Raw genomic sequence first — 23,972 nt, forward strand, 5'->3', positions numbered from 1 at the left:
AAAGCCACTACATAGCGGCGTATGACCAAGGATAGCCTGACCCTCGACGCCCCGGCGACCGACGCTTTGCAGCTCGGTTCCCGCGACGGCTCCAACAGCCGCAAGGTCTTCATCAAGACCTATGGCTGCCAGATGAACGTCTATGATTCCACGCGGATGAGCGATGCGCTCGCGCGCGACGGCTATGAGTCGACCGAGGACATGGAAGAGGCCGATCTCGTCCTTTTGAACACCTGCCATATCCGCGAGAAGGCCGCCGAAAAGGTCTATTCCGCGCTTGGTCGCCTGCGTGAGATGAAGAAGCGCAAGGCCGCCGACGGCCGCGAAATGATGATCGGCGTCACCGGCTGCGTCGCGCAAGCTGAGGGCGAAGAGATCCTGCGCCGCGCGCCTGCCGTCGATGTGGTCATCGGCCCGCAGACCTATCATCGCCTGCCGGACGCGCTTCGCCGCGCCAAGGAAGGCCAGCGCGTCGTCGATACGGAATATGCGATCGAGGACAAGTTCGAACATCTGCCGATCGCCGAAAAGACCAAGATCCGTGCTCGCGGCGTCACTGCCTTCCTGACGGTGCAGGAAGGCTGCGACAAGTTCTGCACCTTCTGTGTCGTGCCCTATACGCGCGGCTCCGAAGTCTCCCGTCCGGTCTCACAGATCGTCGAGGAGGCCGAGAAGCTGGTGGATGGCGGCGTTCGCGAGATCACGCTGCTCGGCCAGAACGTCAATGCATGGCACGGCATCGGCCCGAAAGGCGAAGCCTGGAGCCTCGGCGATCTCCTCTATCGCCTGGCGGAAATCCCCGGTCTCGCGCGCCTGCGCTACACGACCAGCCATCCGCGCGACATGGACGACCGCCTCATCGGTGCCCATCGCGACCTGCGAACGCTGATGCCCTATCTGCATCTTCCGGTGCAGGCCGGCTCGGATCGCATCCTGAAGGCAATGAACCGACGGCATACGGCGGCCGAATATCTGACGCTCATCGAGAAGATCCGTCTTGCGCGCCCCGATATCGCTCTCTCCGGCGATTTCATCGTCGGCTTCCCGGGGGAGACAGACCAGGATTTTGAGGATACACTGAAGCTCATCGAGGAGGTGAATTATGCACAGGCCTTCTCGTTCAAATATTCGACGCGGCCGGGCACACCCGGTGCGGAGCTGAAGGATCAGGTGCCCGAAGAGGTCAAGACCGAGCGGCTGGAGCGATTGCAGGCATTGCTGCTGCGGCAGCAACATGCGTTTGCGGAGGCTTGCGTCGGCAAAACAGTGGATATCCTTCTGGAAAAGCCGGGCCGGATGCCTGGCCAGTTGATTGGACGCTCCCCTTGGCTGCAATCTGTGAATGTTGATGCAAAAGCATCGCAAATCGGTGACATTATTAACGTACGAATCACCGGAACCAGCACCAACAGCCTTTTCGCTGAATTGCTCTAGGTTCCGGACGGACCAAAGGAGCCGCACCGCTTGAACGGACAGGAATTGGTTTCTTCTTCATCGCGCCAGCCCCGCACCGCGAGCGACGCCAATCACTTCACCCTGACGTTCGAAAACAATCGGTTCGCCAGTGAACTCTTCGGGCAGTTCGACCAGAATTTGAAGCTGCTTGAGGAACGTCTCGGCATCGATGCCCGCGCCCGTGGCAATTCAGTCGTCATCACGGGCGACGTGCTGGCCACCAATCAGGCGCGCCGCACGCTCGATTACCTCTATGACAAGCTGCAAAAAGGCGGCAATGTAGAGCGTTCCGATGTGGAAGGGGCAATCCGCATGGCGGTTGCCGCCGACGATCAATTGACGCTGCCGACCATGGAGAGAAAAGCAAAGTTGACAATGGCGCAGATTTCGACGCGCAAGAAGACGATCATTGCGCGGACGCCGACTCAGGATGCCTATATGCGGGCCCTGGAGCGCTCCGAGCTCGTCCTCGGTGTCGGTCCGGCCGGTACGGGTAAAACCTATCTCGCCGTCGCGCATGCTGCCCAGCTCCTGGAGCGCGGTGCGGTCGAAAAGATCATCCTGTCGCGCCCGGCCGTCGAAGCCGGCGAGCGTCTGGGCTTCCTGCCCGGCGACATGAAGGAAAAGGTCGATCCCTATCTGCGCCCGCTCTATGACGCGCTTTACGACATGATGCCCGGCGACAAGGTCGAACGTGCCATCACGGCAGGCGTCATCGAGATCGCGCCGCTCGCCTTCATGCGCGGCCGCACGCTTGCCAATGCCGCCGTCATCCTCGACGAGGCGCAGAACACGACATCCATGCAGATGAAAATGTTCCTGACGCGTCTCGGCGAAAATTCGCGGATGATCGTGACGGGCGACCCAAGCCAGATCGACTTGCCGCGCGGCGTCAAGTCCGGCCTGGTGGAGGCGCTCGAGCTGCTGAACGGCGTCGAGGGCATCACCATCGTCCGCTTCAAGGATACGGACGTCGTCCGTCATCCGTTGGTGGCGCGCATCGTCCGGGCCTATGATTCCACCTATGCCGTAAAGGCAGAGGAAAGCGATCCGCAGATTTGATCTGCGGCACGAAAGCTCATGGCCGAACTCGATATACAGATCAGCGTGGAGGAGGGCGATTGGCCCTCCGAAGAAATATTGCAGTCGCTTGCCGAGCGCGTGCTGGGCGAAGCTGCAAATTATCTTAGGAAACACGAGAAGCAGCCATTTCCAAAAATGGCTCCCGAATTGTCGCTGGTTTTCACCGACGATGCCTCGATCCGCGAGATCAATGCGGAATGGCGCTCTCAGGACAAGGCGACGAACGTTCTTTCCTTTCCAGCTTTTCCGCTTGAACCCGGCGGCAAGCCCGGCCCGATGCTGGGCGATATCATCATCGCCAGGGAGACGGTGGAGCGTGAGGCGGTAGAACTCGAAAAGAGTTTTGACGACCATCTCACGCATTTGATGGTGCATGGTTTCTTGCATCTCTTCGGCTACGACCATATGAATAATAGCGAAGCCGAAAGAATGGAGGGGCTGGAGACTCGTATTTTGGCTAGTCTTGGCCTATCTGATCCCTATGCGGGACAAGACCCCATTTGATCTGAACCCTGTCTGACCAGGAACAATGAGCGACTTTACGACAAGATCGGCCCCCGAGGCCAAAGACGGAGCCGATGCAGCCTCCTCCGACGAGGTAGGCAGTAGTAGCAACGGCAAGCGATCCCACTCTTCCTTCTGGGCACGCGCCGCGCGCATTCTGCGCCCGGCACAGGATTCCGCCCGGTTGCGCGAGGACCTTGCCGACGCGCTGATGACCAATGCGGCCGGCGACGACGCCTTCTCCGCGGACGAGCGGGCGATGTTGCACAATATCCTGCGCTTCCGCGAGGTGCGCGTCGAGGATGTCATGGTGCCGCGCGCTGACATCGAGGCCGTGGATCAGAACATCACCATCGGCGAGCTGATGATCCTCTTCGAGGAAAGCGGCCGCTCACGCATGCCCGTCTATGCCGATACGCTGGATGATCCGCGTGGCATGGTGCATATCCGCGACCTGCTGTCCTATGTCGCTAAGCAGGCTCGCAACAAGCGCCGCAGCGGCAGCGCTAAGACAGCGGCCGCTGCAACGGCAGCACCTGCGGCCGAAAAGCCGGTGCGGTCCGCCAAGCCAAATTTCGATCTTTCGCGCGTCGATCTGCAGAAGACGCTGGCTGAGGCCGGCATCATCCGCAAGATCCTCTTCGTGCCGCCCTCGATGCTCGCCTCCGACCTGCTGCGCCGCATGCAGGTCAACCGTACGCAGATGGCCCTCGTCATCGACGAATATGGCGGCACGGATGGTCTGGCCTCGCATGAGGACATCGTCGAAATGGTCGTTGGCGATATCGACGACGAGCATGATGATGAAGAAGTCATGTTCAAGCGCGTCTCCGAGGACGTCTTCGTTGCCGACGCCCGTGTCGAGCTCGAGGAGATCGCCGCCGCGATCGGTCCGGATTTCGATATCGCCGAGCAGGTGGACGAGGTGGATACGCTTGGTGGCCTGATCTTCTCCGCGCTCGGACGCATTCCCGTGCGCGGTGAGGTGGTGCAGGCGCTTCCAGGCTTCGAGTTTCATATTCTCGATGCCGATCCGCGCCGCATCAAGCGGGTGCGCATCACACGCAAGCGTCATGCTGTCCGGCGTCGTCCAGCAAAGCTCGAGGGCGAAGCGGGAACGTCTGAACGCGGCTTGCTGGCACACGACGCGATCGCCGAGGAAATGCCAACCGAACGCAATGCCGCCAGCCAATAAATGGCGCTTCAGCGGGACAAAACGCTGCTTTTTTGAAAGACTGCCGCCAGTTGATTCGCGATTGGACGGAGCTGGCGCATGGAATGGCTTTCGGGCAAGGTGATCCTCGTCTGGGGTTTCAAACGTGCGTTGCTTGCAATCCTTGCTGGAGCCATCGGGGTGCTGGCACTGCCGCCCTTCGGCTTCTTCGCGGCGATGTTCATTTCTTTCACGCTGCTGGTCTGGCTGCTGGATGGCGTTGCCGCTGGGCCGGATAGTGGCCTGTTCGGGCGTCTGTGGCCGGCTTTCTTCACCGGTTGGCTGTTCGGCTTCGGTTATTTTGTCGCCGGCCTCTGGTGGCTCGGCCACGCGCTGCTGATCGATGCCGACGAGTTCGCCTGGGCCTTGCCGCTCGCGATCCTTGGTCTTCCCGCCTTCCTGGCGGTCTTCTACGGTGTCGCGACCATGCTTGCCCGTGTCCTGTGGTCCGATGGCATGGGACGCATCGCCGCGCTTGCGTTCAGCTTCGGCATTCTCGAATGGCTGCGCAGCTTCCTTTTCAGCGGCTTTCCCTGGAATGCCATCGGCTATGGCGCCATGCCCATTCCGCTGATGATGCAGTCGGCGCATGTGATCGGGGTGCTCGGGGTCACCGTGCTTGCTGTCTTCGTCTTCGCGGCACCGGCATTGCTTGGTACGCGCCAGGGCCGGGTGCCGGGGCTCGGGCTTGCCGTTCTCATCGTTTCAGCCCATTTCGGCTATGGCTATTATGCACTGAGCCAGCCGGAGGCGCCGTTGGCAGATGTGAAGACGGCGCCTGTCGTGCGCATCGTCCAGCCTTCCATCGACCAGGAAGCCAAGATGGACACCGCCGGCGATCGCGCCGCCATCTTCGACAGGCACCTGGCGCTTTCCGTGCAGCCGCCTGCCAATGGCGGCAAGCGGCCTGACATCATCGTCTGGCCAGAAACGGCCGTGCCCTTCATCCTCACCGACAATCGCGATGCGCTCGCCCGCATCGCCGATCAGCTCGACGACGACCAGATCCTGATTACCGGTGCCGTCCGCATCGAAGATATGGGACCCGGCGTCGATCCGCGTTATTACAACTCCATTTACGTCATCGATGGGCGAGGTCAGATCATCGGGGCCTCCGACAAGACCCATCTGGTTCCTTTCGGAGAATACGTCCCCTTCGAACATATCCTCGGCTATCTCGGCATCGAAAATGTCATCGAACTGCCGGGAGGGTTTTCAGCGGCCGCCAAACGGGAATTGCTGAGCATGCCGGATGGCCTGAAATTCTATCCGCTGATCTGTTACGAGATCATTTTTCCGAACGAGATGACCCCGGAAATCAGGCAGGCCAACGCCATCCTCAACGTTACGAACGACGGCTGGTTTGGCGATACGCCAGGGCCATACCAGCATTTCCTGCAGGCAAGAGTGAGAGCGGTGGAGCAGGGATTACCGCTGATTCGGAGCGCCAATACTGGTATTTCAGCATTTGTCGATGCACACGGACGTCTGCTTTCTGGTATCGATTATAACCAGCAAGGCTTTATTGATGCTACTCTGGGTGGCGCAACCGTTTCGCGCATCGACGATAAGGCCAGAAAAACATACTTTTGGTTGATCATCGCCGTGGCCGGTATGGTCGCTACGATTTCGCGCATGGGTTTTATTTTTAGGGTGAATTGACCAAAAAACCCTAAAATTGCATAGTGCTAGACATCCGCCTTTTGAACGTAGACTGGAGGCCTTGGGGGCATCGGCTGCAACGTAGCGTTATAGGGGTGGAGAAGGGTACCGGGTGGCAGGTCCTGAATTCAACCTATGTTAGGGTAAAATGATGATAGAGAATAAAAAGAAGCCGAACCCCATCGACATTCATGTCGGTAGCCGCATACGCCTCCGCCGCACGATGCTTGGCATGAGCCAGGAGAAGCTCGGCGAAAGCCTCGGAATTACGTTTCAGCAGATTCAGAAATACGAAAAAGGCACCAATCGCGTCGGCGCCAGCCGCCTCCAGAACATCTCCAGCATCCTCAATGTCCCGGTCTCCTTCTTTTTCGAGGATGCGCCGGGTGACCACGCAGCCGGTGCCGGCGGCATGGCCGAAGCATCCAGCTCCAACTACGTCGTCGACTTTCTGTCCTCTTCCGAAGGATTGCAGCTTAACCGCGCCTTCGTGAAGATTTCCGATGGCAAGGTCCGACGCAAGGTTGTCGAGTTGGTCAAGGCACTCGCGGCCGAGGCCGACGCTGAGTAAGCAGTACTTCGAAAGCAAGAGAAGATCGAGAAAGTCGGGAGGCGGCCGTTTTGGCCGCCTTTTCCCTATTTAAGGCAAAATTTTATCACTTTGGCGGGGATATAAAGATATATTTATGTCCTTGTGCGACTTGTTTTTCGCGCCGGAGACGAATATCAAAAGCAGAGATTTGTTCTTTGAGGGGAATCCCGTATGCGCGCGAATTATCTGTTTACGAGTGAGTCTGTTGCCGAAGGTCACCCGGATAAAGTTTGTGACCGCATTTCCGATGAAATCGTTGATCTGGTTTACCGCGAGGCCACAAAGACCGGCGTGAACCCTTGGAGCGTGCGCATTGCGTGTGAGACCCTTGCCACCACCAACCGCGTCGTCATCGCCGGTGAGGTTCGTCTCCCGCCGAGCCTGATGAAGAAGGACAAGGACGGCAACGACGTCATCAATCCTTCGAAGTTCAAGGCCGCCGCCCGCCGCGCCATCAAGGATATCGGCTACGAGCAGGACGGCTTCCACTGGAAGAAGGCCCGCATCGATGTGCTTCTGCACTCGCAGTCCGCCGATATCGCCCAGGGCGTCGACAATGCCGCCGACCAGCAGGGTGACGAAGGTGCCGGCGACCAGGGCATCATGTTCGGCTACGCCTGCAAGGAAACGCCTGACCTCATGCCGGCGCCGATCTACTATTCCCACAAGATCCTGCAGCTGCTCGCAACCGCCCGCAAGAAGGGCGATGGCGAAGTCGCCAAGCTCGGGCCTGACGCCAAGAGCCAGGTGACGGTTCGCTATGTCGACGGCAAGCCCTCCGAAGTGGCCTCGATCGTGCTGTCGACCCAGCATCTCGACGACAGCTGGGATTCGAAGAAGGTACGCGCCGTCGTCGAGCCCTATATCCGCGAAGCGCTCGGCGACCTGAAGATTGCCTCCGACTGCAAGTGGTACATCAACCCTACCGGCAAGTTCGTCATCGGCGGTCCGGACGGCGATGCCGGCCTCACCGGCCGCAAGATCATCGTCGATACCTACGGCGGCGCAGCCCCGCATGGCGGCGGTGCCTTCTCGGGCAAGGACACGACCAAGGTCGACCGTTCCGCTGCCTATGCTGCGCGCTACCTTGCAAAGAACGTCGTTGCCGCCGGTCTTTCCGATCGCTGCACGATCCAGCTCTCCTACGCGATCGGCGTTGCCCAGCCGCTGTCGATCTATGTCGACCTGCACGGCACGGGCAAGGACGTCACCGAGGATCAGGTCGAAGCGGCCATCCGCAAGAACATGGACCTTTCGCCCACCGGCATTCGCCGTCACCTCGACCTCAACAAGCCGATCTACGCCAAGACCTCGGCTTACGGTCACTTCGGCCGCAAGGCCGGTCGCGACGGCTCCTTCTCCTGGGAGCGTACGGACCTGGTGAAGGCTCTCAAGGAAGCCGTAAAGCTCCGGGAAGCCGCATGATCGATACCGAGCGCCGGTCGCGGGCGACGGAAGCATTCTTCGGCCGCCGCAAGGGTAAAGCCTTGCGCGGCCAGCAGGCCGAAAAGCTGGAAGCATTGCTGCCGCAGTTCATCCTCGATCTTTCCGCCCCGGCGCCGCAGCCGCTGAACGATCTCTTCCCGGTGCCGACCGAGCGTCTGCGCCTTGAGATCGGTTTCGGCGGTGGGGAGCATCTGATCCACCGGGCGCTGGAGCAGCCGAAGATCGGCTTTATCGGCGTAGAACCTTTCGTCAATTCGATGCAGAAGCTGCTTGCGAGCGTCGACGACGCCGGCGCGCGCAACATCCGTGTCTATAATGACGATGCGACGCAGGTGCTGGATTGGCTGCCTGACGCCTGCCTGGACCAGATCGACCTGCTCTATCCCGATCCCTGGCCGAAGAAGAAGCATTGGAAACGCCGCTTCGTTTCGCAGGTGAATCTTGCCCGCTTCCATCGTGTCCTGAAGCCCGGGGCGCTCTTCTGCTTCGCATCCGACATCGACACCTATGTCAATTGGACGCTGCAGCATTGCCAGGCGCATGGTGGCTTCGAATGGACTGCGCAGAATGCCGCCGACTGGCTGACGCCCTATGAGGGGTGGCCAAGCACGCGTTACGAGGCTAAGGCCAGGCGCGAAGGGCGCTCATCGGCCTATCTGACCTTCAAGAGGGTCTGATCGCTCCAATTACGGGCGAGAATCTCAAATTGAAATATTCGCATCATCCCGTGAGGACCGCCGCTCGAGGCGGTCTGGATCATGCGCATGCGCGGCTATGCGCCGCCGCCTCGATAAGGTCCTTGCGGACGGTGTTTCACCGCCGGACGAGGCTCATGGTCAGTGCAGGCTGACCGTCTTCAATTCGTCTTCTGCAGCACGATAGAAGGTGCTGGATCGATTATCGGTCAGCAGAATAGGGGTGCCGTCAGCGCCGAAAAGCGCCCAGAGATCGACATCCGGATCGATATCCGGCGCTTCCGGGAAGCAGCGGGATACTTCGGACCAATCCATTTTTCTGATATAGGCGACCTCGCCGGTGCCGATATTGGCAAGTTCGGATGGGGTCAGGCGGGCGGTGGCTTCTTTCAACAACATGCTCGTACCTCCAGTATGAGGGACCAACGGCTCCAGAGCATGATGACCAAAAGTGTGAGCGGCTTTCGGGCGACGTCGTGCTCTAGTTCTTTGATTCTAGAGCCGATTCGGACTTCAGGTTGATTCGGCCTGAAATCATCCGGCTCTAGGCCGTTGTCCTACTGTGAGACCGAAATGTTAATTTTCTTTACCACGCGGTCCGGTTCCGGCCGAATGAGATCGACGGAGAGCAGACCGTTCTTCAACGTGGCGCCGAGCACCTGCATGCCGTCGGCAAGGACAAAAACACGCTGGAACTGCCGGGCCGCGATGCCCCGGTAGAGATAGTCTCGCTCGCCCTGTTCCGTCTGGCGTCCGCGGATCAGCAGCTGGTTCTCTTCCGTGGTGACGTCAAGCTCGTCTTCGGAAAAGCCGGCGACCGCCAGCGTGATGCGCAGACGTTCCGGCTCGCCCGACAGGCGATCCGCACGCATCCGCTCGATATTGTAGGGAGGGTAACCGTCGCTGACCTTGGAAATTCGCTCAAGCGTCTTTTCCATAGTGTCGAAGCCCAGAAGCAGCGGGCTGGCAAAGGGAGTCGTCCGGCTCATCGTCTCAAAGTCCTTGGGTGTCAAGCGACCGTTCCGGACCTGATCTTCAGCACCCGGTTGTCCCTAATATGGGAGTACGCGCCTGCGAGTGCAAGCCATGAGGTCTTCGCATTTGCGAGATCGAAATCCGTGGTGAAAAATGGTTTTGTCACATGGCGAGCGAGCGCTTGACAAAGCCGGACCGGACCCGCGACAAAGCCTGTCGATCTGTACCGGAGGAAAGTTGAAGACATGACCGAACCTAGAAAAATCATCATCGATACCGACCCCGGTCAGGATGACGCCGCGGCGATCTTTCTTGCCTTCGGCAGCCGTCAGGAGATCGATGTGCTTGGCATCACGACCGTCGCCGGCAACGTGCCGCTGCGGTTGACGAGCCGGAATGCCCGCATCGTCTGCGAGCTCTGCGATCGTCGCGACGTCAAGGTGTTTGCCGGCGCTGATGCGCCGCTCAAGCGCAAGCTGGTCACGGCCGAACATGTACACGGAAAGACCGGCCTTGACGGTCCGGAACTCTCCGAGCCGACGATGGAACTGCAGCCAGGCCACGCCATCGATTTCATCATTGATACGCTGCGTAAGGAGCCGGAAGGCGCCGTGACCCTCTGCACGCTCGGCCCGCTGACCAATATCGCAATGGCGTTCCAGAAGGCGCCTGACATCGTTGGCCGCGTGCGCGAACTCGTGATGATGGGCGGCGGCTTTTTCGAGGGCGGCAACATCACGCCGGCCGCCGAGTTCAACATCTATGTCGATCCGGAGGCGGCAGACGTGGTGTTCCGTTCGGGCGTTCCCATCGTCATGATGCCGCTCGACGTTACCCATAAGCTGCTGACGCGCAAGGATCGCGTCGAACGCATTGCTGCCGTCGGCACGCCGCCAGCCAAGGCCATGGTCGAAATGCTGCAGTTCTTCGAGCGTTTTGATATCGAGAAATACGGTTCGGACGGCGGTCCGCTGCACGATCCCACAGTCATCGCCTACCTTCTGAAGCCCGAGCTCTTCAAGGGCCGAGAATGCAACGTGGAAATCGAAGTGACGTCGGAACTGACCGTCGGCATGACCGTCGTCGACTGGTGGCACGTCACCGACCGCAAGCGCAACGCCAAGGTCATGCGCGATGTCGATGCCGACGGCTTCTTCGCGCTGTTGACGGAGCGCTTCGCCCGCATCTGATTAACTTATAAAAAAGGCCGCCGGAGCGATCCGGCGGCCTTTTGTACCTTTTACCTGTCCAGGGTCGGCTCAGAACTCTTCCCAGTCGTCCTGGGCGAGTGCGTTGGCGCCCTGCGTCTGTGGAATTGCCTTGCGTGCCGGTGATGCAGCGGTAGGAGCTGCCCGCCGCGGCGCGGCCGGAGCCCGCATCTGTTGAGCGGTCGCCCGCAACGCGCTGGCATTCTCCTGGATGGCACGTGCAGTGCGGAAGCGCGCAACGAGTGTCCGAAGTGACTGGGCTTCTTCGGCAAGGGCAACGCTCGAGGCTGTGGTTTCCTCGACCATCGCGGCATTCTGCTGGGTTACCTGATCCATCTGGTTCATGGCAGAATTGATTTCCTTCAGGCCGATAGCCTGCTCGCTCGCGGAAGCGGAGATCTGACGGATCAAGCCGTTGATCTCCATGACCTGCTGGGCGATCTTGTGCAGGGCATCGCCCGTGCGGCCGACCAGATCGACGCCTTCCTTGACCTGTCCGGCCGAGGCGTTGATCAAAGTCTTGATCTCCTTTGCGGCATTGGCCGAGCGCTGTGCCAGCTCTCGCACTTCCTGCGCGACAACGGCGAAGCCCTTGCCGGCTTCACCCGCGCGGGCTGCTTCGACGCCGGCGTTGAGCGCCAGGAGATTGGTCTGGAAAGCAATCTCGTCGATAACGCCGATGATGCGCGACACTTCCTGCGACGATTGCTCGATGCCGTGCATGGAGGAAATGGCCTTCTGCACGATCTCGCCGGAATGCTCGGCATCCTGAGACGCCGCGTTTACGCTGCTTGCCGCCGTGCGTGCGTTTTCGGCGCTGGAATTGACCTGCGCGGTCAGCTCGTTGAGGGCTGCCGCCGTCTCTTCGAGGCTGGCCGCCTGCTGTTCGGTGCGGCGGGCGAGATCCGAGGCACTGTTGCTGATTTCGCCGGTGCCGCTGCCGATATTGCCTACGCTGACATTGACGGTATGAACCGTCTCCTCAAGGCTCGCCAGCGCAGCATTGAAGTCCTGCTTGAGCTGGGCATATTCGCCGGGGAAATCGTCCGTGATCCGCTGTGTGAGGTTGCCCTTGGAGAGCTCGGCGAGGCTATTGCCGAGAATGCTGACGATGTGGCGCTGGAGGGTGACGCTCTCGTTGCGTTCGCTCTCCGAGCGGCGGCGTTCGCCCTCGGCAGCCAGACGCTGGTCGTTGGCTTCGCCTTCGAGGCGCTTAGTGTCGGCAAGCGCAAAACGGAAGCCTTCCAGTGCCTTGGCGACCGAGCCAACTTCGTCTGCACCTGCCTGACCGGCGACCGGTTCGGCATAATTGCCGGTGCTGAGGCGATTGACGCTTGCGACGAGGCCGGCGAGCGGCTTCTGCACGAAACCGCGCACAGCGACGTAGAGGGCGAGCATGACGGCGGCAAGCACGAGAATGCCGGCAACGATCATCATATAGGTCTGATCGCGTACCGGCGCCGCAATGGCGCTATGCGGCACGTCGATGAGAACGACCCAGGTGGCATTGAGGCCGGGAACGGCGAAAGGGTAGACGACGCGGTCGAATGCTTCGCCGCCATTTTCAGAAAGGTTCTTGAGGACGCTTGAAGAAGAGGTGGTCAGTGCCGCCTTGATGACGTCAGCGCCAGAACCGTTATAGTCCTTCATCAGCAGGTCGACGCTCGGTGCCACCAGCCACTTGTTGTCCTGGGAAACCAGCAGCACGCGGCCGGTGCCGAAAGGCTGCATCTTCTGCAGCTTCGTCGAAAGCGAGCCGAGAGAAATGTCGACCCCTGCGACACCGATCAGCTTGCCGCCCGACATGACGGGATAGGCGATCGAGCTCATGGTCGTCGGAACGTCGGTGCCCTGAGCGAGATAGGGCGGCGTGATCGCGCCCTTTCCGCTGTCGGCGGCAAGCTTCCACCAGGCGGCGCTGTAATCATTGTCGAAAGTCGAGAACTGGATGCCGCCATCCTTAGTCTTCGACCAATAGGGCGTGAAGGCGCCCTTGTCGTTGACGGCCTGATCCTTGTTGTTGGCAAGTTCGGTCGTCTTGCCATCCAGCGCGCCGAGCTGCTCACAGAACCAGCTGCCGAAGGCAAAGGCATTCTGCTCGACATTGGCCTTGAGGATATTGATCATGCCCTTGCGGTCGAAGGTATGACCCTCGTGGCCGCGGCCGATGATGGCGGCCATGGAGCGGGCGGCGCTCGCCAGTTCGCCGACATTTGCGGCGATCTCGTTGGAAATGGACTTGGCCTCGGTATTCGCCTGATCCATTGTCAGCGTCTCGACGCGATCGCGGGTCTGGGAAATCAGCAGAAAATTGGAAACCAGCAGAACGAGTGCGATCGCCAGCCCGGTGACCAAGATGAGCTTGGCCGCAAGCGACTTCATGCGAAAGATGAACATCATTTCCTCGAAAAAGCGATGCGTCGGATACACATTATCCGAATGCAAGGTCGGCGCAGGATGGCCCTGTCATGGAGCCGCCGTTAAGATTCCTGCCGCAACCGGAAGGCTATACGCGCCAGGCCAGAGGAGAATGATATGGAAGCGCAAAAATTTAATTAATTGCGCTTCCCGATGCGTGGGGAATTTTAGCTTTAAAGCTTTTCGGCGACTTCGCTGGCAACCGGAATGGACGGCTGTGCGCCAGGCTTCAAGCAGGCGAGCGAACCGGCGACGGCAGCCCGACGCAGGCTGGCATGGAAATCCAGGCTTTGATCGAGGCTGGCTGCAAAATAACCGCAGAAGGTATCGCCGGCGCCGACGGTGTCGACCGGCTCGATCACGAGACCCTTGGCGCGCGCGAGCTCGCCGTCGCGAATGGCGATGACACCATCGCCGCCAAGCGTGACGATCAGCGTCTGGCCGGTTTCACCATGTAGGCGAACCAGGGCTGCCTCGCGCTCGGAAGCCGACATGTTGTCCTGGCCGGCCAGTCTTTCGAATTCGGTTTCGTTTGCGATGACGATATCGGCAAGGCGGCCGAGGCGGGCAGCTTCCGGGATCAGCGGCGCCAGATTGAGCACGGTGCGCACACTCTTTGCTTTCGCGGCGTTCAGCGCCATCTCGACGGCCGCGACCGGAATTTCGAGCTGAAGCATCAGCGTATCGCCGGCATTCAGAGCAGCAACGGCGGCCTCTGCGTGTTCGGCGGTGTTCGTACCATTGGCGCCCGGCACAACGGCGATCATGTTCTCGCCGTCACCCCCCACAAGGATGAGAGCCGTGCCCGTCGCTTCGGATACACGCCGGACGGTGGAAAGATCGGTCCCTGCCGTATCGAGCAAGGCAAGAGCGGGCTCCGCGAAGGCATCATTGCCGACCGCCCCGCTGAGGCGGACCGTTGCGCCGGCGCGGCGCGCGGCCAGCGCCTGGTTGGCGCCCTTGCCGCCGGCGGCCGTGGAAAAGCCGTTGCCGGCAACCGTTTCGCCCGGCTTCGGCAAACGATCCGTGGTGGCGATGAGGTCCATATTGATGGAGCCGAAAATAGTGATCATGCAATGTCCTGCCCTGGGTGTTGCGCCTGCATGATCCTGCCCAGAAGGCTGCCTTTGTCTTTTCGGATCATGCATCGAGTGGGCGCGACACTGCCGAAGCGATCAGTCTTCGTCAACTACCCTGAGCTTGAGTTGGCTTGTGCGGTTGTCGACAGGCTTGGGCCGTTCTTCCGCGCGCGCCTTGGCAGGCTCTTTCGCTGCCTCGAATTCCAGCGCCTCTATCCGCTCGCCGCGCCTCGCCAGCTTGTCGGCAGAGGTGACGATCATGTCGACATCCTTCTGCGCCATGGCGAAATGCCCCTGCAGCTTGCGCACGCGTTCATCGAGGCGCGAGAGGTCATCCATCAGATGCGCCACTTCGCTCTGGATCACATGGGCCTGCTCGCGCATGCGTTGATCCTTCAGGACAGCTTGGATGACCTGGATCGACAACATCAGCAGCGAGGGTGAGACGATGACGATGCGCGTGCGCTGGGCCTTCTGCACGATCGTCTCGAAATTCTCGTGGATCTCTGCAAAGATCGACTCGGACGGCACGAAGAGAAAGGCCGTATCCTGCGTCTCGCCGGGGATCAGATATTTTTCCGAGATATCGCGGATATGCAGTTCCAGATCCCGGCGGAACTGCTGTGCGGCGACCTTTCCGTGTTCGGGGTTGGCAGCAGCGCGAATGGCATTCCAGGCTTCCAGCGGAAATTTCGCGTCGATCACAAGCGGTGGCGAACCGTTCGGCATGCGAACGGTACAGTCAGGCCGTGAGCCGTTCGATAGCGTCGCCTGGAATGCATAGGCGCCCATCGGCAGCCCATCGGCGATGATGGTTTCCATGCGTGCCTGGCCGAAGGCGCCACGCGTCTGCTTGTTGGAAAGGATGGCCTGCAAGCCGACCACATCCTTCGCCAGCGTCTGGATATTGGTCTGGGCGGCATCGATGACGGCGAGCCGTTCCTGCAGGCGGCGCAGGTTTTCATGGGTCGAGCGCGTCTGCTCGCCGATCGTCGCCGTCACCCGCTGCGACATGCCGTCGAGGCGCTGGCCGATGGCTTGATTGAGCTCGGCCTGTCTGGAGCCGAAGACTTCGGCCATGGTGGCGAGCCGTCCCTGCATCTCCGCCTGCGACCGTAGCAGCGCCGCCATCGTATGCTCGGCGTCGAGCGCGTCGTCTTCCGCGCGTGCCTTGCCGCGGACGAAAAGGACGATCACTGCGATCGCAAGCAGGATGACGAGGCCGGTCAGAACTTGGACGGTGGAAATGGCTTGGCCGAAGATGATGAAAGACATGAAACCTGGCGCGCTGATGAAGTTCTTATGGGCACCATAACAAAACCATCGCGAATATCCAGATCAAAACGTGAACATAATTTCTGGATCATTTGCGCTGATCCAGATGGCCCTCGTTGAAAAAACACTGTCTCACCGCCATCTTGGCGATTCCATCGCACAACAAGATGCGTTATGGGAAACGTCATGACGATCAAGCCACTCATCATTTTGCCCGATCCGCTGCTCCGCCAGGCTTCCAAGCCCATCGAGCAGATCGATACCGAAATTCAGCGCCTCGCCGACGACATGCTGGAAACCATGTATGACGCGCCGGGCATTGGCCTTGCTGCGATCCAGATCGGCGTTCCCCGCCGCATGCTCGTCATCGACGTCGCGCGCGAGGGCGAAGAGAAAACGCCACTCGTCTTCATCAATCCGGAGATCGTCGCGTCTTCGGATGAACGTTCGGTCTATGAGGAAGGCTGCCTCTCCATTCCGGATTATTATGCAGAGGTGGAGCGCCCGGCGCGCGTCACCGTCAAGCATCTGGACCGCAACGGCAAGGAGCAGCTCACCGAGGCCGACGGCCTGCTTGCGACCTGCGTGCAGCACGAGATCGACCATCTGAACGGCGTGCTCTTCATCGACTATATCTCGCGCTTGAAGCGGGAGATGGTGATCAAGAAATTTACCAAAGCCGCGAAGTCCAAGGCTCTCTGATCCCAGACATTGAAAGATCGGCTTCAAGCTCCTATGATATCATTGATATCATAGGAGGCGCGAATGAGTGATCTGTTGCTGCGCGGCATCGACGACAGCTTGAAGAAGCAGTTGCAGGCCAATGCCAGCAGGCATGGCCGCAGCCTCTCGGATGAGGCGATCGAACTACTGCGTCAATCGCTTGGACGCCAGCAGGGTGGGAGCAACTCGGCGGGGGAGGGGTTGAGAGCAATTCTTGGCGCAGAAAAGCTCAGCGAAGAGGAAATCGAGGCAATCAATGCTTTTCGGAATGCGCCGGATCGCGATCCGCCCCATTTCGAATAGTGCTCTGGCCTGCGCATGATCGTTCTGGACACAAATGTCGTATCGGAGTTGCAAGGGCGGCTGCATAGCGAGCGCATATTATCCTGGCTGGATAGCTTCGCCGTCGAGGCCGTTTTTCTGACCACCATCACCATCGGCGAGATTAGGTTTGGACTGGAACTCCTGGCTGACGGGAAGCGCAAGGCGGCACTGGTCGCGGAACTGGATGCGATAGAGGCAGAGTTTTCGGGCCGCGTTCTGGGATTTTCGAGCAACGCAGCCCATCAATACGGATTAATCTCCGCTCAGCGCCACAAGATTGGGCGAAGGATGGAAACGAAGGATGCCATGATCGCCGCCATCTGCCTTGCGAGCGATGCGACATTGGCGACGCGCAATACAAAAGACTTCGAGGGGCTTGATCTCAAGCTCGTAAACCCGTTTGAAGGCGGCTAGCATTGGACTCGATGGCATGTACCGCGGCCGCTGGGTCATTCTAAATCTGATATCTTAGCCGGATGGATCGCATGTCGCTTAACATCATCTTTATGGGAACGCCCGAATTCTCCGTGCCGACATTGCGGTCCCTAATCGATGCCGGCCACAAGATTCGTGCCGTTTATACGCAGCCACCGCGTCCCGGCGGGCGGCGAGGGCTCGACCTGCAGAAATCGCCGGTGCATCAGGCGGCCGAATTGCTGGGCCTGCCGGTTTTCACGCCCGTCAATTTCAAGGATCCCGATGAACGCCAGCGTTTTCGCGATCTGGATGCCGACGTCGCTGTCGTCGTAGCTTACGGCCTCTTATTGCCGGAAGCGATTCTGTCAGGCACGCGTCTCGGCTGCTACAACGGTCATGCTTCGCTGCTGCCGCGCTGGCGCGGCGCCGCTCCCATCCAGCGAGCGATCATGGCCGGCGACAAAAAAACCGGCATGATGGTGATGAAGATGGACAAGGGGCTGGATACCGGTCCGGTCGCGCTGACACGCGAAGTCGAGATCGGCGACACCATGACTGCGGGCGAACTGCATGACAGGCTTATGCTCGTCGGCGCAAAGGCCATGGCCGAAGCGATGAACAAGCTGGAGCATGATGAACTATCGCTGACCGCTCAGCCGCCCGAAGGCGTTCTTTATGCCGCAAAGATCGACAAGGGTGAAACCCGTATCGATTTCGGCAGGCCGGCAGCCGATGTCCATAATCATATCCGTGGCCTGTCGCCCTTTCCCGGCGCCTGGTTCGAGGCCGAAATCGCCGGCAGGCCAGAGCGTATCAAGGTGTTAGGCTCTGAATTGGCCGAGGGCAACGGAGCCTCGGGTCACGTTCTGACGGATGATCTTGTCATTGCCTGCGCTTCCGGCGCGGTCAGACTGACCAAACTGCAAAAGGCCGGTGGCAAACCGCTGGCGGCCGCCGATTTCCTGCGCGGCACGCCGATCGCGCCGGGCACCGTGCTCGCCTCGGAGCAAGCCTGATGCCGCGTTACAAGATGACCGTCGAATATGACGGCATTCCCTATGTCGGCTGGCAGCGTCAGGAAAACGGCCCCTCCGTGCAGGGCGCAATCGAAGGCGCCATCCTGTCCTTGACCGGCGAGACCGTTTCGATCCGCGGCGCGGGACGCACCGATTCCGGCGTGCATGCCATGGGGCAGGTCATGCATGCCGATCTCTCGAAGGAATGGAAGGTCTATACGCTGCGCAATGCGCTCAATGCCCATCTGAGGCTTGCCGGGAACCGTATTGCTATTCTCGATATCGTCGAGGTCGACCAAAGCTTCGATGCGCGCTTTTCAGCCATCCGTCGCCACTATCTCTATCGCATTATCGCCCGTCGTGCGCCGCTTGCATTGGAAGCCGGACGTGCCTGGTGGGTGCCGAAGGATATAGATCACGAGGTCATGCATGCCGCGGCCCAGACCCTTGTGGGGCGGCATGATTTCACCACCTTTCGCTCGGCGCATTGCCAGGCAAACAGCCCGGTGCGCACGCTCGACCGGCTGGATGTGACCCGCAGCGGCGAGCTCATCGAGATCCGCGCCACGGCGCAAAGCTTCTTGCACAATCAGATCCGTTCCTTTGCCGGTACGCTGAAGCTCGCGGGCGAGGGCAAGTGGACGCCCGACGATGTGCGCGCGGCGCTCGAGGCAAAGGATCGCAAGGCCTGCGGTCCTGTCGCCCCGCCGGATGGGCTCTATTTCATGCAGGTGGATTATCGTGACGGCGCCGGTTTGGCCGGCGGCGAAGGGGAGGATATCGATGTCGGTGACGATCTATCATAACCCAGCCTGCGGCACGTCGCGCAATACGCTGGCGATGATCCGCCAATCTGGCGAGGAACCCGTTGTCATCGAGTACCTGAAGAACCCGCCCAGCCGGGAACAGCTGGCGGGACTCATATCCGCCATGGGCCTGAGGGCTCGCGATATTATCAGGCAGAAGGGAACGCCCTATGACGAACTCGGCCTTGGCAATCCCGATCTTACCGAGGATCAACTGCTTGACCGGATGATTGAGCACCCGATCCTGATCAACCGCCCGATCGTCGTGACAGACAAAGGTGCACGCCTCTGCCGTCCGTCGGAACTCGTGCTCGATATTCTGCCGAACCCGGACGTTGGCCCGTTCACCAAGGAGGACGGTGAAGTCGTCGTTCGTTAGACGCTGGCGTCAGACCGGAGGATAGACGCCGAGGAAGCGTTGCAGGAAATCCGTCAGCAGCATGGTCGGGATCAGCAGCACCAGCGTCAGCGTGCCGATGAAGAGCGGATGCGTGCCGCAGATCATCCTCAGAATGCGCGCCAGCGCAAAGATGGTCGCCATGGTGAGAACCAACGATAGAAGCGCTGCCAACCCTTTTGAGGCCGGGACAAAGACAATCATCGCAACGAGAAGTGCGTTCAAATAATTTGCCGGCACGAACAGCCAATTTACGGTAACGACGATCGGCGTAAACTTATCGTCGAAGCGGAAGACCAGAAGCAGCACGCCTGCGAGAATGGGCGGGATCAGCCAATTCGCCGCCTCGACCAGCGCCAGCCTCAGAAAAAAGGCGAGGCCGGTCGCTGTTTCCGGCGGCATGGCACGCAGATAGGCCTGCTGCCACCACAGCCAGGAAATGCCGATCGAGGGAAGGCTCCAGAAAATCGCCCAGAAGGAGCGCAGCATGCCGCGGTCTGAAATATCCAGATACTGGAATCCGCGCGCATCCATCCGGATCAGCAGCCACAGGCCGGACAGGTAATACTGGACTTCTTTAAAGCTCGGCATTCTCGAACCAGCGCTGGATGAAGGTCTGGTAGATCTCGGTCAGCGTTTCGAGATCCGAGAGCGCCACGCGCTCGTCGACCATATGCATGGTCTGGCCGACAAGCCCGAATTCCACGACAGGGCAATAGTCCTTGATGAAGCGCGCATCCGACGTGCCGCCGGTGGTCGACAGCGCCGGCCTTTGACCGGTGATGTTTTCGATGGCGGAGGAGAGCGAAGCGATCAGCGCATTGTTGCGCGTCAGGAAGACCTGGCTCGGACGCTCCGACCAGACAATGTCGTATTTCGTCGGCGGACGTCCGGGCCGCAGCGTCTGGTCGGCAGCTGCCGCATCCAGGCGCGCCAGGATTTCGGCCTTCAGCGTATCGGCCGTCCAGGTGTCGTTGAAGCGGATGTTGAAGGCAGCGGTCGCCTTGGCGGGTATGACGTTGGTGGCGGTATTGCCGACGTCGATCGTCGTCACTTCGAGGTTCGACGGCTGGAAATTGTCCGTGCCGGCGTCAAAGGGCGGGTCGAGCAGCGCTTCCGTCAGCTTGATGATACTGCGCACCGGATTGTCGGCGAGATGCGGATAGGCGGCATGGCCCTGAACGCCGTGGACGGTGATGAAGCCGGAGATCGAACCGCGGCGGCCGATCTTGATCATGTCGCCGAGCCGCTCGGGGTTGGTCGGTTCGCCAACGAGCGACGCATCCCATGTCTCGCCGCGCTCGGCCGCCCATTGCAGCAGCTTGACCGTGCCGTTGATCGCCGGCCCCTCTTCGTCGCCGGTAATCAGGAAGGAGATCGAGCCGGCGGGCTTGCCATGCTTCTCGATATGACGCGCAACCGCTGCCACGAAGCAGGCAATACCGCCCTTCATGTCGACCGCGCCACGGCCAAAGAGTTCGCCATCGGCGATCTCGGCGGCAAAGGGGAGATGGCTCCAGGAAGCGGCATCGCCGACCGGCACGACATCCGTATGGCCGGCAAACATCAGATGCGGTCCGTCCGTCCCGAGCCGCGCATAGAGGTTTTCGATATCGGGCGTTCCCGGCTCGCTCGCCGTCATGCGCTCGACCTTGAAGCCGAGCGGTGCCAGCATATCGGCAAGCGCGGTCAGCGCACCGCCCTCGGCAGGCGTGACAGAAGCGCAGCGGATCAGGGTCTGCAGGTTCGTGATTGGATTCGTAACGGTCATCGGAGGCAACTTATCCGGCGGGAAATGGCAAAGCGATGGCAAAGGATCGGTGACGACTCGAAAATCTTTGTCGCGATTCCAGCAATCGCACAGGCATGCTCACCCGGCAAGCATGAGGGAAGCGCGATATGGCAACCGCGCTTCCGAAATTTGCGAAATCAGTCGCGCAGCAGTTCGTTGATGCCGGTCTTCGAGCGGGTCTTTTCGTCGACGCGCTTGACGATGACGGCGCAATAAAGGCTCGGGGCTGGCTGGCCGTTCGCCATGCTGTTGCCGCTCGGCAGCGCGCCGGCGACGACGACCGAGTAGGGCGGAACTTCACCATAGGTGATCTCGCCGGTGGCGCGATCGACGATCTTGGTGGACTTGCCGATGAACACGCCCATGCCGAGCACGGAACCTTCGCGAATGATGCAGCCTTCGACGACTTCGGAGCGGGCGCCGATGAAGCAATTGTCTTCGATGATCGTCGGGCCGGCCTGCATCGGTTCCAGCACGCCGCCGATGCCGACGCCGCCGGAAAGATGTACATGCTTGCCGATCTGGGCGCAGGAGCCGACGGTCGCCCAGGTGTCGACCATGGTACCTTCGCCGACATAGGCGCCGAGATTGACGAAGGACGGCATCAGGATGGCGTTGGGGGCGATATAGGCGGAATGACGCACGACGGCGTTCGGCACGGCACGGAAGCCGGCTTCGCGGAAGCGGTTCTCACCCCACCCTTCGAACTTCGAGGGAACCTTGTCCCACCAGGTGGCGCCGCCGGAGCCGCCTTCGACGATCTTCATATCGTTCAGGCGGAAGGAGAGCAGAACCGCTTTCTTGAGCCACTGGTTGACGGTCCAATTGCCATCAGCACCACGTTCGGCCACGCGAACCTTGCCGCTGTCAAGGAGATTGAGCGCCGTTTCGACGGCATCGCGGACTTCGCCGCGCGTCGACGTGTTCACATTGTCGCGATTGTCGAAGGCAGCCTCGATGGACTTTTCGAGGGAGGCGAGGTCGGTAGCGCTCATGGGAATTCCTTACAACGTCGGGGCCTATCGTGATTTCCGGATAAAGGTCCGGAAGCGGTCGATTGGTCCTATAGCATGGATGCCGAAAATGGAATGTCTTTTCCGCGCCGATTGAGCTTGGATTCAAGGCGTTGTAGGGGCATATGCAAGAGCTTGGCTATTTCCGTTCGCGGACGGAAACGGCGGTCATGATCGATTTGAAAGGCATGAATAGATGAGCAAGGGGAAGAACGGCAGGCTGAGGCGCAAGGATGGGGTTTGGGACCCGTTGAAGACGAGCTCGGCGGACAAGCAACGAGCCGAATCCGTGCCGCGCACGCCGCAGTCGATGTCGCCGTCCTACCGGCTTGCCTATGCGGACGAAGATTTCCTGTGCCGTGAGGAGTTACGCCCCATCCGCCTGCAGCTGGAACTGCTGAAGACCGAAATGTCGCTCACCGAGCGCGGCATCAAATCGACCGTCGTTATGTTCGGTGGCGCGCGCATTCCTGCCCCCGGCACCAATGCCTGGGCCGCCCGCAACGAGGTGCAGCGCGCCAATCTCGAAGCGGCATCGGTCTATTACGAGGAGGCGCGCAAGTTCGCCCGGCTTTGCTCGCGGTATTCCGCCGGTTTTGACTTCCATGAATATGTCGTTGTCACCGGCGGCGGTCCCGGCGTGATGGAAGCGGGCAATCGCGGCGCGGCGGAAGAAGGGGCTCCCTCGATCGGCCTCAATATCGTCCTGCCGCATGAGCAGGCGCCGAATGCCTATGTGACACCGGAGCTCAGCTTCAATTTTCATTATTTCGCGATCCGCAAGATGCACTTCATGGTGCGCGCCAAGGCGATCGCGGTGTTCCCCGGCGGCTTCGGCACGCTCGACGAGCTGTTCGAATGCCTGACGCTCATTCAGACCGGCCGCATGGAGCGCCTGCCGCTTGTTCTCTTCGGCGAAAAATTCTGGCGCAACATCATCAATTTCGAGGCGCTGGCCGAGTTCGGCACCATTGCGCCCGACGATGTGAACCTCATCAACTTTGTCGATACCGCCGACGAAGCCTGGAAGATCGTTGCCGATTTCTACGAGCACGATAACGGCAACCACGATAACGGTCACTGAATACCGAAAGCCCGCCATCGCTTGGGCGAGGGCGGGCTTTTGTTCATGGGTTTGTTGCCGGAGCGATCAGCTTAGAGCAGCGGGCGGCCCGGCATGTCGTCAAGGTTGACAACGCCATCGTGGTTGCGGTCCAGCCGGTCGAAGAGCTTGTTCATGGCGTCTTCGGCCTCCTTCTTGCTGATCTGTCCGCTTTGATCGGTATCGGCAAAGCGGAAGATCATCGCTTCATGCATGAAGCGGCCATGTGGTCCGTGATGGCGAGGGCCTTCGCCGCCCTTGTCGTTGTCATTGTCGTTTTGAGCCTGGTCGGCCGGCGCCTGGTTGCCCTGCGCCTGATTACCCTGGGCCTGATTGCTTTGTGCCTGGTCGCCGCCTTGCGCCTGGCCATTTTGAGCCTGATCGCCATCGGCCTTGGCGTGTTCGGTCCGCCACTGCTTCATCTGCTCCTGGCGGTAGGCGCGATATTCGCCGGGGGTGATTTCGCCGTCGTGGTTGACGTCGATCTGGTCGAAGATCTTGTCGACGCCTGCCTTGACCTCATCCTTGGTGAGCTTCGTGTCACCGGGATTGCCGAATTCCTTCAGCATGCGCACGTAAAGGACTTCGGGCGAAATATGCGGTCTGTGCCAGCGGCCGTGATGATGATGTCTGTCCCCACGGTCGCTATCATGCGAAGCGGCGAGCGCCACCTGTGCGGCACCGCCGAGAAGCAGGGTAGCGGAAAGTCCGGCCAGAAGAAGTTTTTTCCCGTTCATCGCTTTTCCTTTCGTGTCGAGGAATGGGCAAACGATACGG

At 60.2% G+C, this 23,972-nt stretch carries 25 protein-coding genes; 16 read left to right on the forward strand and 9 right to left on the reverse strand.

All coding sequences use genetic code 11. The features are described from left to right. Positions 1 to 21 precede the first annotated feature (21 nt). The 8 genes from miaB to trmB all read left to right on the forward strand — a co-directional run bounded on the left by miaB (position 22) and on the right by trmB (position 8,632). On the forward strand, positions 22 to 1,434 hold the full coding sequence (gene miaB / locus AC13RE_RS18640; RefSeq protein ID WP_488564021.1) for a tRNA (N6-isopentenyl adenosine(37)-C2)-methylthiotransferase MiaB: 1,413 nt from the start codon (positions 22 to 24) through the stop codon (positions 1,432 to 1,434). A gap of 30 nt (positions 1,435 to 1,464) precedes the next feature. After that, a complete protein-coding gene (locus tag AC13RE_RS18645; RefSeq protein ID WP_488484229.1) occupies positions 1,465 to 2,517 on the forward strand; it encodes a PhoH family protein in 1,053 nt (350 codons plus the stop codon). Between the two features lie 18 nt (positions 2,518 to 2,535). Further along, complete coding sequence (gene ybeY, locus AC13RE_RS18650; RefSeq protein WP_488484228.1) at positions 2,536 to 3,042, forward strand: rRNA maturation RNase YbeY; 507 nt, start codon at positions 2,536 to 2,538, stop codon at positions 3,040 to 3,042. 25 nt (positions 3,043 to 3,067) lie between these two features. Next, positions 3,068 to 4,237, forward strand: a complete 1,170-nt coding sequence (locus AC13RE_RS18655) for a hemolysin family protein (protein WP_488484227.1) — start codon at positions 3,068 to 3,070, stop codon at positions 4,235 to 4,237. A 78-nt stretch (positions 4,238 to 4,315) separates the two neighbouring features. Further along, the gene (gene lnt / locus AC13RE_RS18660) at positions 4,316 to 5,917 is read left to right on the forward strand and encodes an apolipoprotein N-acyltransferase (protein WP_488564022.1); all 1,602 of its coding nucleotides are present in this window, start codon (positions 4,316 to 4,318) and stop codon (positions 5,915 to 5,917) included. A 151-nt stretch (positions 5,918 to 6,068) separates the two neighbouring features. After that, on the forward strand, positions 6,069 to 6,488 hold the full coding sequence (locus AC13RE_RS18665; RefSeq protein ID WP_132716659.1) for a helix-turn-helix domain-containing protein: 420 nt from the start codon (positions 6,069 to 6,071) through the stop codon (positions 6,486 to 6,488). Between the two features lie 192 nt (positions 6,489 to 6,680). Continuing rightward, a complete protein-coding gene (metK, locus tag AC13RE_RS18670; RefSeq protein ID WP_015338637.1) occupies positions 6,681 to 7,934 on the forward strand; it encodes a methionine adenosyltransferase in 1,254 nt (417 codons plus the stop codon). Further along, entirely contained in the window at positions 7,931 to 8,632 is a 702-nt protein-coding gene (trmB, locus tag AC13RE_RS18675) for a tRNA (guanine(46)-N(7))-methyltransferase TrmB (RefSeq protein WP_488564023.1), read from the forward strand. The genes metK and trmB overlap by 4 nt, the downstream gene beginning before the upstream one ends. A gap of 159 nt (positions 8,633 to 8,791) precedes the next feature. On the opposite strand, the gene AC13RE_RS18680 is transcribed toward trmB, so the two are convergent. Together AC13RE_RS18680 and AC13RE_RS18685 are read right to left on the reverse strand one after the other, a co-directional pair. Then, positions 8,792 to 9,049, reverse strand: coding sequence for a BQ00720 family protein (locus AC13RE_RS18680; RefSeq protein WP_015338639.1), 258 nt, complete (start codon positions 9,047 to 9,049; stop codon positions 8,792 to 8,794). Positions 9,050 to 9,207: 158 nt separating this feature from the next. Then, on the reverse strand, positions 9,208 to 9,639 hold the full coding sequence (locus AC13RE_RS18685) for an Hsp20 family protein (RefSeq protein ID WP_041677190.1): 432 nt from the start codon (positions 9,637 to 9,639) through the stop codon (positions 9,208 to 9,210). A 231-nt stretch (positions 9,640 to 9,870) separates the two neighbouring features. On the opposite strand from AC13RE_RS18685, the gene AC13RE_RS18690 reads away from it, so the two are divergent. Next, a complete protein-coding gene (locus AC13RE_RS18690; protein ID WP_488564024.1) occupies positions 9,871 to 10,815 on the forward strand; it encodes a nucleoside hydrolase in 945 nt (314 codons plus the stop codon). A gap of 69 nt (positions 10,816 to 10,884) precedes the next feature. On the opposite strand, the gene AC13RE_RS18695 is transcribed toward AC13RE_RS18690, so the two are convergent. From AC13RE_RS18695 to AC13RE_RS18705, 3 genes are all read right to left on the reverse strand, one after another. Further along, the gene (locus AC13RE_RS18695) at positions 10,885 to 13,230 is read right to left on the reverse strand and encodes a methyl-accepting chemotaxis protein (protein WP_488564050.1); all 2,346 of its coding nucleotides are present in this window, start codon (positions 13,228 to 13,230) and stop codon (positions 10,885 to 10,887) included. 194 nt (positions 13,231 to 13,424) lie between these two features. Then, entirely contained in the window at positions 13,425 to 14,324 is a 900-nt protein-coding gene (locus tag AC13RE_RS18700; protein ID WP_488564025.1) for a ribokinase, read from the reverse strand. A gap of 102 nt (positions 14,325 to 14,426) precedes the next feature. After that, positions 14,427 to 15,605 carry a DNA recombination protein RmuC gene (locus AC13RE_RS18705; protein ID WP_488564026.1) on the reverse strand — a complete coding sequence of 393 codons (1,179 nt, stop codon included), beginning with the start codon at positions 15,603 to 15,605 and terminating at the stop codon, positions 14,427 to 14,429. A 186-nt stretch (positions 15,606 to 15,791) separates the two neighbouring features. Between AC13RE_RS18705 and def the strand changes: the two genes are divergently transcribed. From def to arsC, 6 genes are all read left to right on the forward strand, one after another. After that, the gene (def, locus tag AC13RE_RS18710) at positions 15,792 to 16,307 is read left to right on the forward strand and encodes a peptide deformylase (RefSeq protein ID WP_488484221.1); all 516 of its coding nucleotides are present in this window, start codon (positions 15,792 to 15,794) and stop codon (positions 16,305 to 16,307) included. A gap of 63 nt (positions 16,308 to 16,370) precedes the next feature. Then, positions 16,371 to 16,631, forward strand: coding sequence for a FitA-like ribbon-helix-helix domain-containing protein (locus tag AC13RE_RS18715; RefSeq protein ID WP_015338646.1), 261 nt, complete (start codon positions 16,371 to 16,373; stop codon positions 16,629 to 16,631). 15 nt (positions 16,632 to 16,646) lie between these two features. Then, entirely contained in the window at positions 16,647 to 17,066 is a 420-nt protein-coding gene (locus tag AC13RE_RS18720; protein WP_488564027.1) for a PIN domain-containing protein, read from the forward strand. Positions 17,067 to 17,137: 71 nt separating this feature from the next. Further along, positions 17,138 to 18,085 carry a methionyl-tRNA formyltransferase gene (gene fmt / locus AC13RE_RS18725; protein WP_488564028.1) on the forward strand — a complete coding sequence of 316 codons (948 nt, stop codon included), beginning with the start codon at positions 17,138 to 17,140 and terminating at the stop codon, positions 18,083 to 18,085. Beyond that, positions 18,085 to 18,891 carry a tRNA pseudouridine(38-40) synthase TruA gene (truA, locus tag AC13RE_RS18730; RefSeq protein ID WP_488564029.1) on the forward strand — a complete coding sequence of 269 codons (807 nt, stop codon included), beginning with the start codon at positions 18,085 to 18,087 and terminating at the stop codon, positions 18,889 to 18,891. The genes fmt and truA overlap by 1 nt, the downstream gene beginning before the upstream one ends. After that, on the forward strand, positions 18,869 to 19,270 hold the full coding sequence (gene arsC, locus AC13RE_RS18735; RefSeq protein WP_488564030.1) for an arsenate reductase (glutaredoxin): 402 nt from the start codon (positions 18,869 to 18,871) through the stop codon (positions 19,268 to 19,270). The genes truA and arsC overlap by 23 nt, the downstream gene beginning before the upstream one ends. Positions 19,271 to 19,279: 9 nt before the next feature. Here arsC and AC13RE_RS18740 read toward each other — a convergent pair whose 3' ends face one another. The 3 genes from AC13RE_RS18740 to dapD all read right to left on the reverse strand — a co-directional run bounded on the left by AC13RE_RS18740 (position 19,280) and on the right by dapD (position 22,075). Further along, positions 19,280 to 19,879 (reverse strand): hypothetical protein, encoded by a 600-nt coding sequence (locus AC13RE_RS18740; protein WP_488564031.1) that lies wholly within the window; start codon positions 19,877 to 19,879, stop codon positions 19,280 to 19,282. After that, positions 19,866 to 21,059, reverse strand: a complete 1,194-nt coding sequence (dapE, locus tag AC13RE_RS18745; protein ID WP_132715702.1) for a succinyl-diaminopimelate desuccinylase — start codon at positions 21,057 to 21,059, stop codon at positions 19,866 to 19,868. The genes AC13RE_RS18740 and dapE overlap by 14 nt, the downstream gene beginning before the upstream one ends. A 158-nt stretch (positions 21,060 to 21,217) precedes the next feature. Further along, a complete protein-coding gene (gene dapD / locus AC13RE_RS18750) occupies positions 21,218 to 22,075 on the reverse strand; it encodes a 2,3,4,5-tetrahydropyridine-2,6-dicarboxylate N-succinyltransferase (protein ID WP_488564032.1) in 858 nt (285 codons plus the stop codon). Positions 22,076 to 22,289: 214 nt separating this feature from the next. Between dapD and AC13RE_RS18755 the strand changes: the two genes are divergently transcribed. After that, positions 22,290 to 23,177, forward strand: a complete 888-nt coding sequence (locus AC13RE_RS18755; protein ID WP_488564033.1) for an LOG family protein — start codon at positions 22,290 to 22,292, stop codon at positions 23,175 to 23,177. 71 nt (positions 23,178 to 23,248) lie between these two features. Here AC13RE_RS18755 and AC13RE_RS18760 read toward each other — a convergent pair whose 3' ends face one another. Next, positions 23,249 to 23,932, reverse strand: coding sequence for an EF-hand domain-containing protein (locus AC13RE_RS18760; protein WP_488564034.1), 684 nt, complete (start codon positions 23,930 to 23,932; stop codon positions 23,249 to 23,251). Positions 23,933 to 23,972: the final 40 nt, after the last annotated feature.

Source organism: Martinezella sp. CNPSo 3959, assembly GCF_057784355.1.

Excerpts from the sequence above, each read along its gene's own strand:
- truA (WP_488564029.1), top strand. The coding sequence starts at position 18,085 with ATGCCGCGTTACAAGATGACCGTCGAATATGACGGCATTCCCTATGTC.
- AC13RE_RS18755 (WP_488564033.1), top strand. The coding sequence starts at position 22,290 with ATGAGCAAGGGGAAGAACGGCAGGCTGAGGCGCAAGGATGGGGTTTGG.
- dapD (WP_488564032.1), bottom strand. The coding sequence starts at position 22,075 with ATGAGCGCTACCGACCTCGCCTCCCTCGAAAAGTCCATCGAGGCTGCC.
- AC13RE_RS18700 (WP_488564025.1), bottom strand. The coding sequence starts at position 14,324 with ATGATCACTATTTTCGGCTCCATCAATATGGACCTCATCGCCACCACG.
- lnt (WP_488564022.1), top strand. The coding sequence starts at position 4,316 with ATGGAATGGCTTTCGGGCAAGGTGATCCTCGTCTGGGGTTTCAAACGT.
- AC13RE_RS18705 (WP_488564026.1), bottom strand. The coding sequence starts at position 15,605 with ATGTCTTTCATCATCTTCGGCCAAGCCATTTCCACCGTCCAAGTTCTG.
- trmB (WP_488564023.1), top strand. The coding sequence starts at position 7,931 with ATGATCGATACCGAGCGCCGGTCGCGGGCGACGGAAGCATTCTTCGGC.
- arsC (WP_488564030.1), top strand. The coding sequence starts at position 18,869 with ATGTCGGTGACGATCTATCATAACCCAGCCTGCGGCACGTCGCGCAAT.
- AC13RE_RS18655 (WP_488484227.1), top strand. The coding sequence starts at position 3,068 with ATGAGCGACTTTACGACAAGATCGGCCCCCGAGGCCAAAGACGGAGCC.
- dapE (WP_132715702.1), bottom strand. The coding sequence starts at position 21,059 with ATGACCGTTACGAATCCAATCACGAACCTGCAGACCCTGATCCGCTGC.
- AC13RE_RS18740 (WP_488564031.1), bottom strand. The coding sequence starts at position 19,879 with ATGCCGAGCTTTAAAGAAGTCCAGTATTACCTGTCCGGCCTGTGGCTG.
- fmt (WP_488564028.1), top strand. The coding sequence starts at position 17,138 with ATGTCGCTTAACATCATCTTTATGGGAACGCCCGAATTCTCCGTGCCG.
- AC13RE_RS18665 (WP_132716659.1), top strand. The coding sequence starts at position 6,069 with ATGATAGAGAATAAAAAGAAGCCGAACCCCATCGACATTCATGTCGGT.
- metK (WP_015338637.1), top strand. The coding sequence starts at position 6,681 with ATGCGCGCGAATTATCTGTTTACGAGTGAGTCTGTTGCCGAAGGTCAC.
- AC13RE_RS18690 (WP_488564024.1), top strand. The coding sequence starts at position 9,871 with ATGACCGAACCTAGAAAAATCATCATCGATACCGACCCCGGTCAGGAT.
- AC13RE_RS18715 (WP_015338646.1), top strand. The coding sequence starts at position 16,371 with ATGAGTGATCTGTTGCTGCGCGGCATCGACGACAGCTTGAAGAAGCAG.
- AC13RE_RS18760 (WP_488564034.1), bottom strand. The coding sequence starts at position 23,932 with ATGAACGGGAAAAAACTTCTTCTGGCCGGACTTTCCGCTACCCTGCTT.
- AC13RE_RS18685 (WP_041677190.1), bottom strand. The coding sequence starts at position 9,639 with ATGAGCCGGACGACTCCCTTTGCCAGCCCGCTGCTTCTGGGCTTCGAC.
- miaB (WP_488564021.1), top strand. The coding sequence starts at position 22 with ATGACCAAGGATAGCCTGACCCTCGACGCCCCGGCGACCGACGCTTTG.
- AC13RE_RS18720 (WP_488564027.1), top strand. The coding sequence starts at position 16,647 with ATGATCGTTCTGGACACAAATGTCGTATCGGAGTTGCAAGGGCGGCTG.
- ybeY (WP_488484228.1), top strand. The coding sequence starts at position 2,536 with ATGGCCGAACTCGATATACAGATCAGCGTGGAGGAGGGCGATTGGCCC.
- def (WP_488484221.1), top strand. The coding sequence starts at position 15,792 with ATGACGATCAAGCCACTCATCATTTTGCCCGATCCGCTGCTCCGCCAG.
- AC13RE_RS18680 (WP_015338639.1), bottom strand. The coding sequence starts at position 9,049 with ATGTTGTTGAAAGAAGCCACCGCCCGCCTGACCCCATCCGAACTTGCC.
- AC13RE_RS18695 (WP_488564050.1), bottom strand. The coding sequence starts at position 13,230 with ATGTTCATCTTTCGCATGAAGTCGCTTGCGGCCAAGCTCATCTTGGTC.